The organism is Herbaspirillum hiltneri N3, from assembly GCF_001267925.1.
In the GTDB taxonomy this organism is placed as follows: Bacteria; Pseudomonadota; Gammaproteobacteria; order Burkholderiales; family Burkholderiaceae_D; genus Herbaspirillum; species Herbaspirillum hiltneri.
In genome coordinates, this window is the sequence record NZ_CP011409.1 from 2,165,113 (window position 1) to 2,183,806 (window position 18,694).

Annotated in this window: 14 protein-coding genes and 1 pseudogene; 10 read left to right on the forward strand and 5 right to left on the reverse strand. The window is 61.1% G+C overall.

Annotated features, from left to right (window positions below):
• Nucleotides 1–104 precede the first annotated feature (104 nt).
• Complete coding sequence (locus F506_RS09805) at nt 105–707, reverse strand: phenylacetic acid degradation protein PaaY (protein ID WP_053197016.1); 603 nt, start codon at nt 705–707, stop codon at nt 105–107.
• A 394-nt stretch (nt 708–1,101) separates the two neighbouring features.
• On the opposite strand from F506_RS09805, the gene F506_RS09810 reads away from it, so the two are divergent.
• From F506_RS09810 to F506_RS09840, 7 genes are all read left to right on the forward strand, one after another.
• The gene (locus F506_RS09810) at nt 1,102–1,743 is read left to right on the forward strand and encodes a TetR/AcrR family transcriptional regulator (RefSeq protein ID WP_053197019.1); all 642 of its coding nucleotides are present in this window, start codon (nt 1,102–1,104) and stop codon (nt 1,741–1,743) included.
• Nucleotides 1,744–1,904: 161 nt separating this feature from the next.
• Nucleotides 1,905–3,017 (forward strand): ABC transporter substrate-binding protein, encoded by a 1,113-nt coding sequence (locus tag F506_RS09815; protein ID WP_053201438.1) that lies wholly within the window; start codon nt 1,905–1,907, stop codon nt 3,015–3,017.
• A 136-nt stretch (nt 3,018–3,153) separates the two neighbouring features.
• Nucleotides 3,154–5,208 (forward strand): phenylacetic acid degradation bifunctional protein PaaZ, encoded by a 2,055-nt coding sequence (gene paaZ / locus F506_RS09820; RefSeq protein WP_053197021.1) that lies wholly within the window; start codon nt 3,154–3,156, stop codon nt 5,206–5,208.
• 190 nt (nt 5,209–5,398) lie between these two features.
• Nucleotides 5,399–6,451 (forward strand): branched-chain amino acid ABC transporter permease, encoded by a 1,053-nt coding sequence (locus F506_RS09825; RefSeq protein WP_053201440.1) that lies wholly within the window; start codon nt 5,399–5,401, stop codon nt 6,449–6,451.
• A 10-nt stretch (nt 6,452–6,461) separates the two neighbouring features.
• Complete coding sequence (locus tag F506_RS09830) at nt 6,462–8,264, forward strand: branched-chain amino acid ABC transporter ATP-binding protein/permease (RefSeq protein ID WP_083458250.1); 1,803 nt, start codon at nt 6,462–6,464, stop codon at nt 8,262–8,264.
• Nucleotides 8,264–9,037: an ABC transporter ATP-binding protein gene (locus tag F506_RS09835; RefSeq protein WP_053197025.1), complete on the forward strand. Its 774-nt coding sequence runs from the start codon at nt 8,264–8,266 to the stop codon at nt 9,035–9,037. The genes F506_RS09830 and F506_RS09835 overlap by 1 nt, the downstream gene beginning before the upstream one ends.
• Nucleotides 9,038–9,087: 50 nt before the next feature.
• Nucleotides 9,088–10,671, forward strand: coding sequence for a methyl-accepting chemotaxis protein (locus tag F506_RS09840; RefSeq protein WP_053197027.1), 1,584 nt, complete (start codon nt 9,088–9,090; stop codon nt 10,669–10,671).
• Nucleotides 10,672–10,700: 29 nt separating this feature from the next.
• Here the strand turns inward: F506_RS09840 and F506_RS09845 are convergent, their stop codons facing one another.
• Entirely contained in the window at nt 10,701–11,168 is a 468-nt protein-coding gene (locus tag F506_RS09845) for an Lrp/AsnC family transcriptional regulator (protein WP_053201442.1), read from the reverse strand.
• Between the two features lie 165 nt (nt 11,169–11,333).
• Here F506_RS09845 and F506_RS09850 point away from each other — a divergent pair, with 165 nt between their 5' ends.
• A complete protein-coding gene (locus F506_RS09850) occupies nt 11,334–14,957 on the forward strand; it encodes an indolepyruvate ferredoxin oxidoreductase family protein (RefSeq protein ID WP_083457726.1) in 3,624 nt (1,207 codons plus the stop codon).
• A gap of 299 nt (nt 14,958–15,256) precedes the next feature.
• On the opposite strand, the gene F506_RS23400 is transcribed toward F506_RS09850, so the two are convergent.
• Complete coding sequence (locus F506_RS23400; protein WP_158443126.1) at nt 15,257–15,424, reverse strand: hypothetical protein; 168 nt, start codon at nt 15,422–15,424, stop codon at nt 15,257–15,259.
• Between the two features lie 68 nt (nt 15,425–15,492).
• Here F506_RS23400 and F506_RS09855 point away from each other — a divergent pair, with 68 nt between their 5' ends.
• On the forward strand, nt 15,493–16,788 hold the full coding sequence (locus F506_RS09855) for an HD-GYP domain-containing protein (RefSeq protein ID WP_083457729.1): 1,296 nt from the start codon (nt 15,493–15,495) through the stop codon (nt 16,786–16,788).
• 33 nt (nt 16,789–16,821) lie between these two features.
• Here F506_RS09855 and F506_RS09860 read toward each other — a convergent pair whose 3' ends face one another.
• Nucleotides 16,822–17,322 carry a cupin domain-containing protein gene (locus F506_RS09860; protein ID WP_053197030.1) on the reverse strand — a complete coding sequence of 167 codons (501 nt, stop codon included), beginning with the start codon at nt 17,320–17,322 and terminating at the stop codon, nt 16,822–16,824.
• A gap of 556 nt (nt 17,323–17,878) precedes the next feature.
• Between F506_RS09860 and F506_RS23465 the strand changes: the two genes are divergently transcribed.
• Entirely contained in the window at nt 17,879–18,265 is a 387-nt protein-coding gene (locus F506_RS23465; protein ID WP_053197032.1) for a hypothetical protein, read from the forward strand.
• Here F506_RS23465 and F506_RS22665 read toward each other — a convergent pair.
• A pseudogene (locus F506_RS22665) lies at nt 18,237–18,611 on the reverse strand (helix-turn-helix domain-containing protein); the annotation flags it as partial. The gene F506_RS23465 and the pseudogene F506_RS22665 overlap by 29 nt on opposite strands.
• Nucleotides 18,612–18,694: the final 83 nt, after the last annotated feature.

Here is an 18,694-nt window from a genome sequence, read left to right on the forward strand (position 1 = left end):
ATGTTCATCTCCACTGAGGTGATTGGGCCGCAGGCGGTGATCATTGATTCGCTGCGGCGCGACTGCTTGTTTCAAATACGGGGACGGGGCTGCTGCGGTTTCGCCTAATTTCGTTTCGCCGCGATCAGTGGCTCCACCGCGGGTGCTTTCAGGGACGGCCGGCCGGCTTCGATCTTCTGCAGCGGCTGGACTTCCTTCATGCTGGCCAGGCAACGCTTGGTCAGGTCCTGATAGGTGTGCGTGCCTTCGCGTTTCCAGGCGATTTCCTGTTCGCTCAGTTCGCGCAGGATCTTGGCCGGGACGCCGGCTGCCAGCGAGCGCGGCGGCACCTTCATGCCCGCGCGGACGAAGGCGCTGGCGGCGACAATGGCTTCTTCGCCGACTTCGGCGTCATCCATCACCACTGCATTCATACCGACCAGCGCGTCGCGGCGCACGACGCAGCTATGCAGTACGGCGCCATGGCCGATGTGGCCGTTTTCTTCGATCACGGTGTCATGCGCAGGGAAGCCATGCACCACGCAGGTGTCCTGCACATTGGAACCGCGATGCATGACGATGCGGCCGAAATCGCCACGCAGGCAGGCAGCCGGTCCTATATAGCAATCCGGTCCGACGATCACGTCGCCGATCAGGACGGCGGTCGGATGAACGTAGGCGCTGGGGTCCACTACCGGGATCACGCCTTCTATCGAATAACACGGCATTGCTTGTCTCCTTGATTACCTCAGGTTCCTGCTTTGTTTTTGCGGGGCGGGGCGTTTCAAAAAACATTTGCCTGGCATCCGATTTTGGTTAATAATAAATTCAACCGACCGGTCGGTCAATAATGTTTTGAACTATTTTCGCTATTTGTGTTGCGTCTACGGCGTGCAGGAGTGCGCGCCAAAGCCGCGCCCAGAGCGGAAGAGCGAGCCATTGTAAAAACGACCGGGAGATAGTTTGACGTTCTTTCAGCATGTCGCGACATGCCGGAATGCCAGCACGAACTTGCGCAGCGACGAGTGAATGCAAGCCGGTGAGAGCGATAGGCGAAGCTGAATTGGGCCCGATTTACGGCACAATCACGGCTTCTTGGAATTTGTTGAAAGGAAGAAAACTATGCCACGCAAGCGTGCAGCAGGATTTGACAACCAGCGCGACCTGATCATAGAGCAGGCGGCGACATTGTTCGCGCGCAATGGTTTTCCCGGCACGTCGATGAATGAAGTGGCGGAGGCATGCGGTCTGTCGAAGGCATCGCTGTATCACTACATGTCGGACAAATATCAGTTGCTGATGTTTATCTGCGAAGGCCATATCGAGCGCCTGTGCGCTCTGGTCGATGAAGTGGCGCAGCAGGACCTGGCGCCGGAACCGCGCCTGCGCCTGATGGTGCAGCGTTTTGTCGAGGAGTACGCAGATGCCCAGAACGAGCATCGGGTGCTGACCGAAGATGTGCGCTTCCTGAAAGAGGAAGACCAGCAGCGCATCTTCGCCGGCGAGCGCAAGGTGGTCGGGGCGATGGCGCAGGCAATGATCGGCGTGCGGCCCGAGCTGGACGCCAGCAAGATGGCCAAGCCGTTGACGATGCTGTTGTTCGGCATGATCAACTGGATGTTCATGTGGTTGAAGCCGGATGGCGAACTGACCCACGAACGCATGGCGATGGTGGTGTCGGACCTGCTGTTCGGCGGCATCGGCGCAGTCAGGCTGGAAGATATCGGCCAGGCGGAAGAAGGGAAAAAGATACGGCAGGAATGAACAAGGTTCCAGAGAGGGCCTGTCATTTTTGCGCAAGAGACGGGGAGGGACGGTTGAAGCCGTCTCATCCGGGCAGGAAGTGACCAGAAAATCAACCAAGGAGACCACAAGTGAAATTCGTCCAAAAACTCAACGCCCTGACCACGTCGGTTGCATTGGCAATGCTGGCTTTCGCCGGCGCAGCGCAAGCCGACATCAACGTCGGCGTGAACCTCTCGACTACCGGCCCTGCGGCATCGCTGGGTATCCCCGAAAAGAACACCATCGCCTTGCTGCCGACCACCATCGGCGGCCAGAAGGTCAACTACATCGTGCTGGACGACGCCTCCGACACGACGCAGGCGGTCAAGAACACGCGCCGCTTCATCTCCGAAAACAATGTCGACCTGATCATCGGCTCGACCGTGTCGCCGAACTCGCTGTCCATGATTGAAGTGGTCGCTGAAGCGCAGACGCCGATGATTTCGCTGGCCGCCTCGGCGCGCATCGTCGAACCGATGGACGCGAAAAAGAAATGGGTCTTCAAGACCCCGCAAAACGACATCATGATGTCGCTGGCGATCGTGAAGGACATGGTCGCGCGCGGCTACAAGCGGGTCGGCTTCATCGGTTTTGCGGATGCCTATGGCGAAGGCTGGTACACCGAATTCAGCAAGGCCGCTGCTTTGAAGAAGGTCGAAGTCGTCGCCAACGAACGTTTTGCACGCACCGATACCTCGGCCACCGCGCAAGCCTTGAAACTGATCTCGGCCAAGCCTGATGCGATCCTGATCGCCGGCTCGGGCACCCCGGCCGTGGTCCCGCAGCGCGCCTTGGCCGAACGCGGCTACAAGGGCCAGATCTACCAGACCCACGGCGTCGCCAATGCCGACTTCCTGCGCGTAGGCGGCAAGCTGCTGGAGAACACACTGCTGCCGGCCGGTCCCGTGCTGGTGGCGGCGCAACTGCCGGCCGACAACCCGATCCGCAAGGTGGCGCTGGGCTACACCGTCAAGTATGAGGCGGTGCATGGCAAGGACAGCGTCTCGCTGTTCGGCGGCTATGCCTGGGACGCCGGCCTGCTGCTGCAGGCGGCCGCGCCGGAAGCGCTGAAGAAGGGCAAGCCCGGTACGCCTGAATTCCGCGCCGCGCTGCGCGACGCGCTGGAAGCCTCCAAAAATGTCAACGGCGTCCATGGCGTCTACAACATGTCGGCCACCGACCACCTTGGCCTGGATCAACGCGCATCGGTGATGGTGAAGATCGTCAACGGTGCATGGAAGTATCAGCCGTAAGCCCGGCATCTTCAACGATCTTCACCGGCAATGTGATGAAAAAAAGGCAGGGCGGCTGACATTGGCGCCTTGCCGTTTTTTGTCGTCACGGCGGCCTCAGGTTCTCAGCATTTTCGAGTAAATAACGGAAACAGCAATGACAGCACAATCCACACTCTTGCAAAGCTACATCGGCGGCCGCTGGATCGGTTCCACCGCCGCGACGCCGCTCAACAGCGCCGTCAATGGCCGTCTGATCGCTTCCACGCATGCCGAGAGCATCGACTTCGACGAAGCCGTGACCTATGCGCGCAAACAGGGATTGCCGGCATTGCTGGCACTCGATTTCCAGCAGCGCGCGGGCATCCTGCGCGCGCTCGCCAAATACCTCAACGAACACAAGGAACAGCTCTACGCCGTCTCCGCGCACACCGGCGCCACGCGCGCCGACAGCTGGATCGACATCGAGGGCGGTTCCGGCACCTTGTTCGCCTACGCCAGCGTGGGCGGCAACGAATTCCCGTCCGGCAATCTGGTGCATGAAGGTCCGGCCATCCCGCTGGGCAAGCAAGGCAAGTTCGCCGGCACGCACATCCTGGTGCCGCGCGGCGGCGTCGCCGTGCACATCAACGCCTTCAATTTCCCGGTCTGGGGCATGCTCGAAAAATTCGCGCCGACCTTCCTCGCCGGCATGCCGTGCCTGATCAAGCCGGCCACCGCGACCAGCTACCTCACGGAAGCGGCGGTGCGCCTGATCAATGCCTCCGGCCTGCTGCCGGCCGGCAGCCTGCAGCTGATCATTGGCGGCACCGGCGATCTGCTGGACCGCCTGCAAGGCCAGGATGTGGTGACCTTCACCGGTTCGGCCGACACCGCCGCCAAGCTGCGCGTGCATCCGAACCTGATCCGCCAGTCGATTCCGTTCAACGCGGAGGCCGACTCGCTCAATTGCGCCATCCTCGGTCCCGACGTCACGCCGGACGACGAAGAGTTCGACCTGTTCGTCAAGGAAGTGGCGCGCGAGATGACCACCAAGGCCGGCCAGAAGTGCACCGCGATCCGTCGCGCCATCGTGCCGCGCCAACATATCGACGCCGTCGCCGAGCGCCTGCGCGCGCGCCTGGCCAAGACCGTGGTCGGCGATCCCGCGCTGGAACAGGTGCGCATGGGGCCGCTGGCGTCCAAGGCGCAACAGCATGACGTGGCCGAACGCCTGGCCCTGCTCAAGGCTGGCAATGAACAGATCTTCGGCGCCGGCGACGGTTTCAGCCCGGTCGGCGATGCGGTCGGCGAGGGCGCCTTCTTTGCGCCGACGCTGCTGCTGTGCCGGGACGGCGTCGCCAATCCGGCGGTGCATGATGTCGAAGCCTTTGGCCCGGTCAGCACGCTGATTGCCTATGACGACTTCGACGCTGCGCTGGACCTGGCTGCACGCGGCCGCGGCAGCCTGGTCGGCAGCCTCGTGACGCACGATCCCAAGGTCGCCGCCAAGGCGATCCCCATCGCCGCCGCATGGCACGGACGCTTGCTGATCCTCGACCGTGAAGCGGCGGTGGAATCCACCGGTCATGGTTCTCCCTTGCCGCAACTCAAGCACGGCGGCCCCGGCCGCGCCGGCGGCGGTGAAGAACTGGGCGGCGCACGCGCCGTCAAGCACTACCTGCAACGTGCGGCGGTGCAAGGTTCGCCCACCATGCTGGCTGCCGTCACCGGCGAACACGTGCGCGGCGCGGCGGTGCGCGAATCGGACATCCATCCGTTCCGCCATCACTTCGAAGACCTGCAGATCGGCGACTCGCTGCTGACTCATCGCCGCACCGTCAGCGAAGCCGACATCGTCAATTTCGGCGGCTTGTCGGGCGACTACTTCTACATGCACTTCGACGAGATCGCCGCCAGGGAATCGCCGTTCGGCAAACGCATCGCGCATGGCTACTTCGTGTTGTCGGCTGCGGCCGGGCTGTTCGTCTCGCCGGCCCCGGGTCCGGTGCTGGCCAACTACGGCCTCGACACGCTGCGCTTCGTCAAGCCGGTCGGCATCGGCGACACCATCCGCGCGCGCCTGACCTGCAAACGCAAGATCGACCGCAACAAGAAGGACGCCAACGGCGTCGGCCAGGGCGTGGTCGCATGGGACGTCGAAGTGACCAACCAGGACGGTGAACTGGTGGCGTCGTACGACATCCTGACGCTGGTCGCCAAGAAGAATTGATCTTCGCAATACCGGGCAACACCGGCAATACCAGATAACAAAAAGCCTGCGGCGGCGCTCCCGATTTTTCGGAAACGCGCACGCAGGGCGGAAGGCGGCGGTCGCGATCGATTGACCTGTCGACATCGCCTTCCACAATACTATTTCAATCTGCACGGCGCGCGCCGCCGTGCACCCAAGGAGGATGGACGTGGACGCAAGTATCTTTGCGGTCCTGGTGCAAGACGGCATTACGACGGGCGCAATTTACGCCTTGCTGTCGTTGGCATTGGTACTGGTTTTTTCGGTGACGCGAGTCATCTTGTTGCCGCAAGGCGAATTCGTTGCCTTCGGCGCACTGACCCTGGCGGCAATCCAGGCCGGCCAGGCGCCCCAGAGTGCGCTGCTGATGGTGGCGCTGGGCGTGGCGACCATCTTCTGCGAAGTGGCCGGCAACCTGCGCCGTGCCGATCGCCGCGGCAAGCTGCTTGGCCGGTTGCCGCTACTGGCGGGTAAATACCTGCTGTTTCCGATTGCCGTCTACGCCGTGACGCTGACTGTCCCGCTCAAGGATCTGCCGATGCTGGTGCAGATCGCGCTGGCACTGGCCATCGTCGTGCCGATGGGACCGATGGTATATCGCCTGGCCTACCAGCCGCTGGCGCATGCCAGTATCCTGGTGCTGCTGATCGTCTCGCTCGGCGTGCATCTGGCGATGGTCGGCCTGGGCCTGCTGATGTTCGGTCCGGAAGGCTCTAACACCTTGCCCTTCACCGATGCACAATTCGCCATGGGCGAGATGACCGTCTCGGGCCAGAGCCTGATCGTGATCGGCACCGTGGTCGCGCTGATCGTCGGCATCTATTTCTACTTCGAACGCACGCTGTCCGGCAAAGCCCTGCGCGCCACCGCCGTCAACCGCCTGGGCGCACGCCTGGTCGGCATCGGCACCAACCAGGCCGGCAAGCTGTCGTTCACCTTGAGCGCCGGCATCGGCGCGCTGTGCGGCATCCTGATTGCGCCGTTCACGATCATCAATTACGAATCGGGCTTCCTGATTGCGCTCAAGGGTTTCGTCGGCGCCATCTTCGGCGGCCTGGCCAGCTATCCGATTGCCGCCGCCGGCGCGGTCGGCATCGGCCTGATCGAGAGCTTCTCCTCGTTCTGGGCCAGCTCGTTCAAGGACCTCATCGTCTTCACGGTGATCATCCCCGTCTTGCTGTGGCGCTCGCTCACCAGCAATCACGTCGATGAAGAAGCCTGAGGTGGAACACATGAAAAACAAATTCGTTTTCTCGGCCGCTCTTTCTACGATTGCGCCTGTCGTCCTTCTGTTGCTGGTGCTGGCTTTGCCGTTCCTGTCAGTGCCGCCGTTCTGGATCACGCTGTTATCTTATGTCGGCCTGTACAGCATCGTCGCGCTCGGCCTCGTGATGCTGACCGGTGTTGCCGGCCTGACCTCGTTCGGCCAGGCTGCATTCGTCGGCATCGGTGCTTACACCACTGCTTACGTCACCACGCAATTCGGCTTGTCGCCGTGGATCGGCCTGCTGGCCGGACTGCTCATCACGGGCGTCTCGGCGTTGCTGATCGGCGCGGTGACGATGCGCATCTCGGGCCATTTCCTGCCGCTGTCGACCATCGCCTGGGGCTTGTCGCTGTACTTCCTGTTCGGCAACCTGGAGAGCCTGGGCAAGTACGACGGCATCGGCGGCATCCCGTCGATTTCGCTGTTCGGCTTTGAGTTCAGCAGCGGCAAGTCGATGTATGTACTGATCTGGGTGGTGGCGATCCTCGCGCTGGTATCGGTCAAGAACTTCCTCAACTCGCGCACCGGACGCGCCGTGCGTGCGCTCAAGTTCGGCTACGTCATGCCGGAGGCGATGGGCGTCAACACGGTCTGGCTCAAGATCGTCATCTTCGCCTACGCCGCCATGCTGGCCGGCGTGTCCGGCTGGCTGTACGCGCATTTGCAGCATGCGGTCAACCCGACTCCGTTCGGCCTCAAGTACGGCATCGATTATCTGCTGATGGTGGTGGTGGGCGGCGCAGGTTATGTCTGGGGAGCGCTGCTCGGCGCCGGCCTGATCACCTTGCTCGGTAACTTCCTGCAAGAATGGCTGCCGGCCGTGCTCGGCACCGGCGGCAACTTTGAAGCCATCGTGTTCGGCATCGCGCTGGTGCTGTTCCTGCAATACGCCAACGAAGGCCTGTGGCCGTTCATCCAGGCGCGCTTCCCGGGCCGTCCGTCCGCCAGGGCGCCGGACGACGCGCCTGCGCTGGCGCACAAGGACAAGCCCGCCGCCGGCGAAGTCATCCTCGACGTCAAGGACGCGCGCAAGCAGTTCGGCGGCCTGGTGGCGGTCAACGACGTCAGCTTCTCGGTCAAGGCCGGTGAGGTGGTCGGCCTGATCGGCCCCAACGGCGCCGGCAAATCGACCACCTTCAACCTGGTGACCGGCGTGCTGCCGATCACCAGCGGTGCTGTCGATTATCGCGGCCGTTCGATCGCCGGTTTGTCGTCGCGCCAGATCGCCAGCCGCGGCATCGCGCGTACCTTCCAGCACGTGCGCCTGGTGCCGGGCATGAGCGTGCTCGAGAACGCTGCCATGGGCGCCTACCTGCGCAGCGACCGTGCGGCACAAGGCGGCGCGCTGGCCAGCATCCTGCGCCTGAACCGCAAGGAAGAAGACAAGATTCTGCTTGAAGCCAAGCGCCAGCTCGAACGTGTCGGCCTCGGCGACATGCTGTATCGTCCCGCCGGCAGCCTGGCGCTGGGCCAGCAACGCATCCTCGAGATCGCCCGCGCGCTGTGCTGCGATCCGGCCTTGCTGCTGCTGGATGAACCCGCTGCGGGTTTGCGCTACAAGGAAAAACAAGCGCTGTCCGAACTGCTGAGGAAACTGCGCGCCGAAGGCATGGCCGTGCTGCTGGTGGAGCACGACATGGACTTCGTGATGCAACTGACGGATCACATCGTGGTCATGGAATTCGGCACCAAGATCGCCGAGGGAACCCCGGCCCAGATCCAGGTCCATCCTGCCGTGCTGGAAGCCTATCTGGGAGGAGTGGAGTGATGAGCAACAACCAAGCCAACACCATCATCAATAACGGCGAAGTCCTGCTCGACGTCAGCAACCTGCATGCGCGCTACGGCAAGGTGGAAGCGCTCCACGGCGCCGGACTGCAAGTGCGCGCCGGCCAGATCGTCACCGTCATCGGTCCCAACGGCGCGGGCAAGTCGACCCTGCTCAACGCCATCATGGGCGCCTTGCCGACCAGCGGATCGGCCAGCGGCAGCGTCAAGTATCTGGGCCAGGAACTGAGCAGCATGGACGTCGAGGACCGCGTCGCGCGCGGCCTCTGCCTGGTGCCGGAAAAGCGCGAGCTGTTCGCCACCATGAGCGTCGAAGACAACCTGCAGCTGGGCGCCTACAAGCGCAAGAAGAACGGCGAAGCCAATTACATGGACCAGATCGACTCGGTCTACGCCTTGTTCCCGCGCCTGCTGGAACGGCGCAAGCAGGCGGCGGGCACCTTGTCCGGCGGCGAGCGGCAGATGCTGGCGGTCGGCCGCGCACTGATGGCCAAGCCGCAGGTGCTGATGCTCGATGAACCGAGCCTGGGCCTGGCGCCACTGATCACCAAGGAAATCTTCCACATCATCAGCGAGCTGCGCAAGACCGGCGTCGCCACGCTGCTGATCGAGCAGAATGCGCGCGCGGCATTGCAAGTCGCCGACTACGCCTACGTGCTGGAAATGGGTGAGCCGGTGATGGAAGGTCCGGCGTCCGAACTCGCTGCGAACAAGCAGATCATCGAGAGCTATCTCGGTTTCGCGAAGCATTAAAAAACATAGCGACGGAGATCGCAAAACAACAAGCAACAGGAGTGGAGACAATGAACCTGCGTCGGTTTTCTATCGGTGCCCGGCTGGGCGGCGGCTTTGCGTTGATGTTCGTTTTGCTGGTCGCGCTCGGCGCGGCGGTCGCTATTCAGGCGGCGTCGCTGCAAAACGGTTTGTCGCAGCAGCTCACGCAGATTGCGGCGAACGTACCGGCGGCGCAGAAGAGCGCCATCGCCACGGCGTTGACCAATTCCGACGCAGCGCGCGGCGTGCTGATGCAATTCGCGATCATCGCCGGCGTGGCGCTGATGCTGGTGTGCGCACTGGCCGCATGGCGCCTGAGCCGCAGCATCACGCGGCCCTTGCAGGCCGCCGTGTCGATTGCGCGGCGCGTGGCCACCGGCGACCTGTCATCTAAAGTGGTGGTGGAAGGGCGCGATGAAGTCAGCGATTTGCTGGGCGCTTTGCAGGCCATGAACCAGAGCCTGCTCAAGATCGTCGGCGAAGTGCGCTCCGGTACTCAGGTGATTTCGGAAGCGTCCGGCCGGATCGCCACCGGCAACAGCGAATTGTCGGCGCGCACCGAAGCGCAGGCCAGCTCGCTGGAGCAGACCGCGTCGTCGATGGAACAACTGACCGCCACCGTCAGCCAGAATGCCGACCATGCGGTGCGCGCCAACCAGATCGTGGAGGCGGCTTCCGGCTTCGCCGTCAAAGGCGGTCAGGTAGTGAGCCAGGTGCTCGACACGATGGGTTCGATCAACGACAGCTCGCGCAAGATCGTCGAGATCATCAGCGTGATCGACGGCATCGCCTTCCAGACCAACATCCTTGCGCTCAACGCGTCGGTCGAAGCGGCGCGCGCCGGCGAGCAGGGCCGCGGTTTCGCCGTGGTCGCTTCGGAAGTGCGCAACCTGGCGCAACGCTCGGCCGTCGCCGCCAAGGAGATTAAGACCCTGATCGACGACTCGGTGCAGCAGGTGCAAAGCGGTAACGCACTGGCCGGCCAGGCCGGCGGCACCATGAAGGAAATCGTCGACTCGGTGCAGCACGTCGAACGCATCATCTCCGAAATCACCCAGGCCGGTCGCGAGCAGAGCAGCGGCATCGGCGAAATCAACCAGGCCATCACGCAGATGGACCGCATGACGCAGCAGAACGCCGCCATGGTCGAGCAGGCCGCCTCGTCAGCGGTGAAGATGCAGGAGTTGGCGACCTCGCTGGCGCAATCAGTCAGCGCCTTCCGCCTCGAAAACCATACGGAAGACGCCGTGGCCATGGTCAGGCGCGCGGTGCAGCATGTGAAGCAGCAGGGCAAGGATGCGGCGCTGGCCGACTTCAGCCGCCCCACGTCGGAATTCAAGCAGCGCGATCTCTACATCAACGTCATCGACCTCAACGGCAACACGCTCGCCCACGGCGAAAACGCCAAGCTGATCGGGCGCAACCTGATCGACCTGAAAGACGCCGACGGCAAGCTGTTCATCAAGCAATTCGTCGACACCGCCACGGGCGCAGGCAAAGGCTGGATCGACTACCGCTGGCCGAACCCCGTCACCGCCGTGCTGGAAGAAAAAACTACCTACATCGAGGAGGTCAACGGCCTGGTGATCGGCTGCGGTATCTACAAAGGATAAATACGAGGGATAAAAAGTCTCGCGCCGCCTCAGATCGGCAGCGCCGTTTCGTATTTCACTTCGCGTAGCGCCACGCTGGTGTTGACCTGCGAGACGCCGTTGAGCTTGACCAGCACGTTGTGCAGGAAGTCGTGATACGCCTCCATGTCGGGCACGATGACCTTGACCATGTAGTCGGCGGTGCCGGTGGTCTCGTAGCACTCGACCACTTCGGGACGCATGCGCATGGCTTCCTCGAACTTCTCCACCACACCCTCGGCGTGACGCAGCAGCGAGATGTGCGCCAGGCAGCACACCGACAGGCCCAGCTTGCGCCGATCGACCACGGCGGTGTAGCGCACGATGTAGCCGTTGTCCTCCAATTCCTTCTGCCGGCGCCAGCACGGACTGGCCGACATGCCGACTTTTTCCGCCAGTTCGTTCGATGAAATCCGGGCGTTTTTCTGCAACTCCGCGAGGATCTTTTGCGATGCGGGATCGAGAGGTGAGTTTTTCATTTTGAAGGTCTGATCTGGAAAGATAATTCCCATTTTAGCGACTATAAAGGCATAAATAGAAATAATTTTTCCGGTTCGAAGTCATATCCTTTCTCTCATCAATGCCCGGTTTTTGACGGGTTTTCCGGCAGCTTCCCGCCCCCTATTGAGACGATAACGATAACGATGAACTCGGTGACAATCCCTCCCTTCCGGTCGGCCGCTACGGCGCCGGCCCAGCCTGCAAATCTGCCGGCCGCTCCACTTGAAACGACGGCATCGCTGGTTTCCGCGCTTGCAGATCACGCGCTTGCAGATCCGGACTACGCCCTGGAAGACAACCTCACCCGCAGCAGCGGCCGCGTCTTCCTGACCGGCACCCAGGCGCTGGTGCGCCTACTGTGCATGCAGAAAGCCGCCGACGCCGCCAACGGCCTCAATACCGGCGGCTTCATCAGCGGCTATCGCGGCTCGCCGCTGGGCGCGGTGGACCAGGAACTGTGGCGCGCCTCCCGCTTGCTGAGTGCGCACAACATCGAGTTCCTGCCGGCAATCAATGAAGAACTCGGCGCCACCGCCGTGCTCGGCTCGCAGCAGGTCGAAGCCGACCCGACGCGCAAGGTGCAGGGCGTGTTCGCCATGTGGTACGGCAAGGGACCCGGCGTCGACCGTTCCGGCGATGCGCTCAAGCACGGCAACGCCTACGGCTCATCGCCGCACGGCGGCGTGCTGGCGATTCTCGGCGACGACCACGGCTGCGTGTCGTCGTCGATGCCGCACCAGAGCGAACAGGCGCTGATCGCCTGGGGCATGCCGGTGGTCAATCCCGCCAACATCCAGGAATACATGGAGTTCGGCCCGTACGGCTGGGCGCTGTCGCGCTTCTCGGGCGCGTGGGTCGGCTTCAAGGCGATTTCGGAGACCGTGGAAGGCGGCGCCGTGGTTGAACTTCCACCGCTGCCGCAGTACACCGCGCCGACCGGTTACACGCCGCCGGCCGACGGCCTGCACAACCGCTGGCCCGACTTGCCCGGCCTCGCGCTGGAACAGCGTGTCGACGATAAGCTCAAGGCGGTGCAGGCATTCGCCGGCGTCAATTCCATCGACAAGCTGATCGTACCGGCGCCGCACGCGCGCATCGGCATCATCAGCGCCGGCAAGGCTTACCTCGACCTGTTGGAAGCGCTGGCGCGCCTCGGCCTGTCGCAACAACAGCTGGAAGACCTCGGCGTGCGCCTGTACAAGCCGGGCCTGACCTATCCGCTCGAACGCACGCGCCTGTCGGCCTTCGCCGCAGGTCTCGATGAAATCCTGGTGGTGGAAGAGAAGGGCGCCGTCATCGAGCAGCAGCTCAAGAACCTGTTCTACAACCTGCCGCAAGAGCGTCGCCCATCGGTGATCGGCAAGACCGACGCCCACGGCGAAGCGCTGCTGTCGGCGCTCGGCGAGCTGCGGCCGTCGCGTATCGCACCGGCGCTGGTGCGCTGGTTCGGACCACGGTTCCCGACGCTGAACCTGCAACGCTTCCTGCCCGATTTCTGTGCCGCCGAGTTGTTGTCCAACGACGCCGACAGTGTCAAACGCACGCCGTATTTCTGCTCCGGCTGTCCGCACAATACCTCCACCCGCGTGCCGGAAGGCAGCCGCGCGATGGCCGGCATCGGCTGCCACTTCATGGCGACATGGATGAAGCGCGATACGAACTACCTCGCGCAAATGGGCGGCGAAGGCATCAACTGGGTCGGCTCCTCGCGCTTCGTCGACGAGAAGCACGTGTTCCAGAATCTGGGCGACGGCACCTATTACCATTCCGGTTCGCTGGCGATCCGCCAGGCCATCGCGGCGCGCACCAACATCACCTACAAGATTCTCTACAACGACGCCGTCGCCATGACCGGCGGCCAGCCGGTCGACGGCTCGCTGTCGGTGCCGCAGATCGTGCAGCAGGTCACCAGCGAAGGCGCAAAGAAAGTCGTGGTCGTCACCGACGCTCCCGAGAACTACGCGCTGATCAAGCTGCCGGCCGGCGTCACCGTGCATCACCGCAGCGAACTCGACGTCATCCAGCGCATGCTGCGCGACATCCCCGGCGTGACCGTGCTGGTCTACGACCAGACCTGCGCCGCCGAGAAGCGCCGCCGCCGCAAGAAGAACAAGCCCGGCCATGTCGCCTTCCCCGATCCGGCGCGCCGCATGATGATCAACCCGGCAGTGTGCGAAGGTTGCGGCGACTGCGGCGTGCAATCCAACTGCCTGTCGATCCTGCCCCTGGAAACCGAACTCGGCCGCAAGCGCCAGATCGAGCAATCCTCCTGCAACAAGGATTACTCCTGCGTCGAAGGTTTTTGCCCGAGCTTCGTCTCGGTGCTGGGCGGCACGCTGAAGAAACCGGAAAGCGTCAAGCTCACCCTCGCCGACCTGGAAGCCACGCTGGCCGCCTATCCGGCGCCGGCGCCGCACCGTTTCGCCAAACCGTTTGAAATCCTCGTAGCCGGCGTCGGCGGCACCGGCGTCGTCACCGTCGGCGCGCTGATCACCATGGCCGCGCATCTGGAAGGCAAGGGCGCCTCCACGCTCGACTTCATGGGCTTCGCACAGAAGGGTGGCGCGGTGCTCTCGCACGTGCGCATCGCCGCGTCGCCATCGGCGCTCAATCAGGTCCGCATCGACCTGCAGCAAGCCGACGCCGTGTTCGCCTGCGACCTGGTGGTCTCGGCCATGCCGGAAGGCTTGTCGGTCATGCGCCGCGGCCACACCAAAGTGATCGCCAACGACCGCGAAATCCCGACTGCCGATTTCACGCGCAACCCAGATGCCTCGATCAACAAGGAAGGCCTGCTCGACAAGCTGGCCGCCTCGGCCGGCGCCGATAACGTCGTGCAAATTGACGCACAGGACACGGCGCTGCGTTTCCTCGGCGACCCGATCGGCGGCAACATCCTGCTGATGGGTTACGCCTGGCAACGCGGCCTGGTGCCGGTAGGCCTGCCGGCAATGATGCGCGCCATCGAGTTGAACGGCGTCGCCGTCGACATGAACAAGCGCGCCTTCACCCTCGGCCGCCTCGCCGCCGCCGACGCCGCTGCACTGGACAAGCTCGGCAAGCCGAAGCAGCAGGTCATCCAGTTCGCCGCACCGAAGTCGCTGGCCGACACGGTCGCCTTCCGTATCGACTGGCTGACCAAGTACCAGAACCGTGCCTACGCCCGCCGCTACGAAGAAGCCGTGGCCGCCGTCGAACGCGCCGAAGCAAGGTTGGAAGACAACGCCTCCAGGCGCCCGATCAGCAAGATGGTCGCGCGCAACCTGTTCAAGCTGATGGCCTACAAGGACGAATACGAAGTCGCACGCCTGCACGCCGACCCGGTATTCCGCGAACAGATCGCCGCGCAGTTCGACGGCGACTACAAGCTGGCCTTCCACCTCGCGCCGCCGATGCTGGCGCGCAAGAAACCGGGCTCAGATGTGCCGGCCAAGATGCGTTTTGGGGCGTGGATGATGTCGGGGTTTGCAGTGCTGTCGCGATTCAAGTCGCTGCGCGGGACGCCGTTGGATGTGTTTGGCTATACCGAGGAACGGCGGCGTGAGCGGGCGTTAAGGGATCGGTATCTGGATTTTGTGTTGATGCTGGCGGATCGGCTCAATGTTGACAACAAGGGAGTGGCGTTGAAGCTGGCGCAGTTGCCGGAGCAGATTCGTGGGTATGGGCACGTTAAGCTGGCGGCGATGGATAGGGCTGATCGGGAGTGGGAGGTGTTGATGGGGGAGTTCTTGAGTGGGTCGCGCATGGATAGGCGTGCTGCGGTTTGATGGATTGATGCAGCAATCTCGGAAAATGAAAGTCGATGGCACTCAGCGTGTCATCGACTTTTTTGTTGCTTGAGGGGGCATTAAAGCAAGCGTAGTTCTCGAGAGAAATAAGACCTTGAGGGTCCGTTTCTGCTCGAATCATTGTCCGGGAACGTATCGATCCCGTCCACGTACGTGCCAGCCGAGACGACCGCGGACAATCCTATGACGACGTTCGTCTTTCGTTGTCGATTCACGTCATGTCTTCCATCCATTCATAAGAAAAAATGGCTGCCGGAAGCGTGTTGCCAAAAAAATAATCACTGCTGCAGATCAGAAGCAAGCCCACCTTGCATGTCACGCGCAACAACGTCCCCATCTTTCAGCTTCGATTCCACCGATACATTTTCGTCATCTGCCGGGCGGTTGTAGGGCCTCTCCTTTGGCCGACGCAGATATTCCTCAAATATTGCCAATTCTGTATTCATATTTTCCTAAAAGAGTCAGGGTTTCCCGACAGATATATTTTTGCGTCCCTTTTAGTATCTCGTTCAGCATGGCCGACACCCGTTTTCTGCATCGCCATTCACGGATTCAATCGACGCTCCAGTTCCAGGCGTCCGGGCAGTGGCTTGTATGTCCGGAGTGGGTGACTTGGGTGCAGATGCTCCATGCGGTTAATCCAAGACAAATCTTTCGTTTGCTCATCATGAATCTGATACCGATTGGAGAAGTCTCCGCGCAGATCCACTGTGGCGCGCCGCTGCCCTGGAATGTCCGGGATGTGGAAGGGAAGTTGTTGCTGGCGCGCGGCCATCTGGTCGAGACGATGGCGATGCAGCACAACCTTTTGCGGCGCGGTGTGTTTGTGGATGCGGACGAGGTTCAGGCCAGCCGGGAATCGTCGCCATTGCTGTTTGGTGGCACCCAGCGCCCGGTATTGCCATTCGCTGCACAGTGGGACGCTGTGGAAAAACGCTTGACTGCGCTGCTCGCGAATTATCGCGACGCGCAATTCCTGAGCGGAATCCGCGACGTGGAATCCATGATCACCATCGCCTCGGAAGAACACGCCGACCAGACAATCTATTCGGTCATCCGGCACGATCAGGAGCGCTTCGCTGCCTACGGAATCACGCATTCGATCCACGTCGCATGCGTCTGCAGCATTCTCGCCAAACGGCTCGGTTGGTCGAAGAAGAACAGGGAAACCGTCATCAACGCCGCGTTGACGATGAATCTGTCCATCATCGGCTTGCAAGGCGAACTTGCGCGGAGTGAGAGTGCGCCCACCAGGCAACAGCGGCAACTGATACACGTGCACCCGGCTGAAAGCGTGCGCATGCTGCAGGATGCCGGTGTGACCGATGAGGACTGGCTGCAGGCGGTTGAACAACATCACGAAAGCCCGAATGGCGGCGGTTATCCCTACGGCACGAAACACAAGCTCAGCGAATTGTCGCAAATGATCCGGTTCGCCGATATCTTCACCGCCAAGTATTCCGCACGCAAGAACAGGGCGGCGATGCCATCGAGACAGGCTGCCCAGTCGGTTTATCTGGCGAGCGACGGACATCCGATTGCATCGGCGCTGCTCAAGGAATTCGGCATCTATCCGCCGGGTTGTTTTGTGCTGCTGAAAAGCGGCGAGACGGCGGTGACGATCCGGCGCGGCCATACGCCGACGGCGCCTTTGGTGGCTGTGGTACGAGACAAGAACGGCTTGCCGATCAAGGAGCCGCTGCTGCGCGACACCGTATTGCCGCAATATGCCGTTCTGCGCACGCTTCCCAATCAGCCCACGCAGTACGATACGGCCATTCAAAGGTTGTACACCTTGACGGCTGAGTAGGCAGTCGATGACGACGGCGTTGGTGGTGTGCCTTTACGCGAGGCGTTCAATCACCTGCGCATGCTGAGGCCAGGTCCGCGTGAGCACCTCTTTGTCGGCGAGTTCGAATTCCTCGAATTCGAAGCCCGGGGCCACCGTGCATCCAACCAGGGAATGGCCTTGCGGATCTGCGCATTCCGCGGCGAACCAAGCGCCGGCAGGCACCAATGCCTGGAATTCTGCGCCGTCGTGGATCACGGGATTGCCCAAGCGGAGCACGGTCAGATTGCCGGTCTGCTCGAGGACGTAAATGTGCAGGGGCGACCCGTCATAGAAATGCCACATTTCATCGGACTTGATCCGATGCCAGGCAGATCTCTCACCGGCGCATAGCAAATAGTAGATCGCAGTTGAGGCTGAGCGGATGAGTCCATCGCTTGCTCGCGCAACTTCCATTGCGGCACGATAGGTTTCCCTGAAGTGACCGCCCTCAGGATGCGGCAGGAGACGAAGGCGAGAAATCAGTTCTGCGGGTGTGGAAACACGTTCATTCATATTTACCTCATTTCGACATGAGCTCCCCTACGACGCATCTGCGTCATAACGCAATACTGTTTGAATGCGTGAATTTGCCTGAATTTTCTGGGTAGGGGAAGCGCTTGCAAGCGATTCCCTTCGAATCCCCCGTGTAAGCCGCGCAGGCGGCTTACTTCTCTCCGAGAATAGGGTTTGCTGCGCAAACAAAATGGGGACAACAAATAAAAATGCCCGCTTGCGCGGGCATTTTTATTCTGACGAGAGGGGAATTACCATTCTGCTCTAGATGTCTCTAGAATACGGAAGAAACAAAAACATTTCTAAAAACGTACCCCCGAATGTACCCCCTTTATTTTTCCCGTCGGTGAAAATTAAATAAAATTTCCGACGTAAAGCGAAAAAATACGACTGGCACGTAAATGCTAAAATCGACTAACGGTCTCGTCGTCCTCGTAACAGTTAGTGATTCCAAAATAAGTATAAAAGTCGCTGTTCAGTTTTAAGCAATCATGCGACGCATCAGTTACTTTTAACAAAGCATGGAGGCGGAGCATGTGCGCCCCTTGGAGCGCATATGAGGCAAGTCACAAGAAATAATCATTATGTTCCTGAGTGGTACCAGTACGATTTCCACGGAGTCGGTCAGACTCGTATGCCCTACCTAAATCAGCAGCCCGAGGAACGCATCCTGCCCGATGGCCGCGTTATTGCCCTTAACGATCAGCACATTTGGGGGCCAGCGAAATGCTTCTGTGAATACGATCTGTACACGACCCGTTTCGGCGATACTTTCAACGATGAAATAGAGAAGTTTTTATTTGGCTCTATCGATACTAGAGGAGCAATTGCAGTACGTGCATTTGCAAACGGTGATCCTTCTGCGATACACGAAAATTTTACGGACTTTTTCGAATACATGGATGCGCAAAAACTACGCATGTTGATTTGCTCGCGGAATTGACCCTCTCCAATTGATCCACCTTCCAGCGTCTTGCGAAGGCTGCCACGCGATCGTACGACCCCTCATAACCCAAGGATCGCAGCTCTAAGTGGAGCTGCTTTAAGGTACGGCGCTGCTTGCGTGATTTGACCGCCTCGGTCTTTAACCACGCTGAGAGTTTTAGTGTGTATTTATCTAGAGAGCTCCGGGGACGCCTATCTGCATAGGCTGGCTCGATGGTTTCAGCGCGGATATACCGCCTGACGGTGTTGCGTGAGATGCCCAAACGTCTGGATATCTCTCGCAATGAGACCTGGTCACGAAGGTGCCAGCGTCGAATAATGCCTAATAATGCCACGTCGATCACTCCGATCTCCTGCTTATGGTCATAAGCAGAATTGTGTTCTATACGTGGGTCAATTCTCGGTGCAATTTATGCGGCAAAGTGGG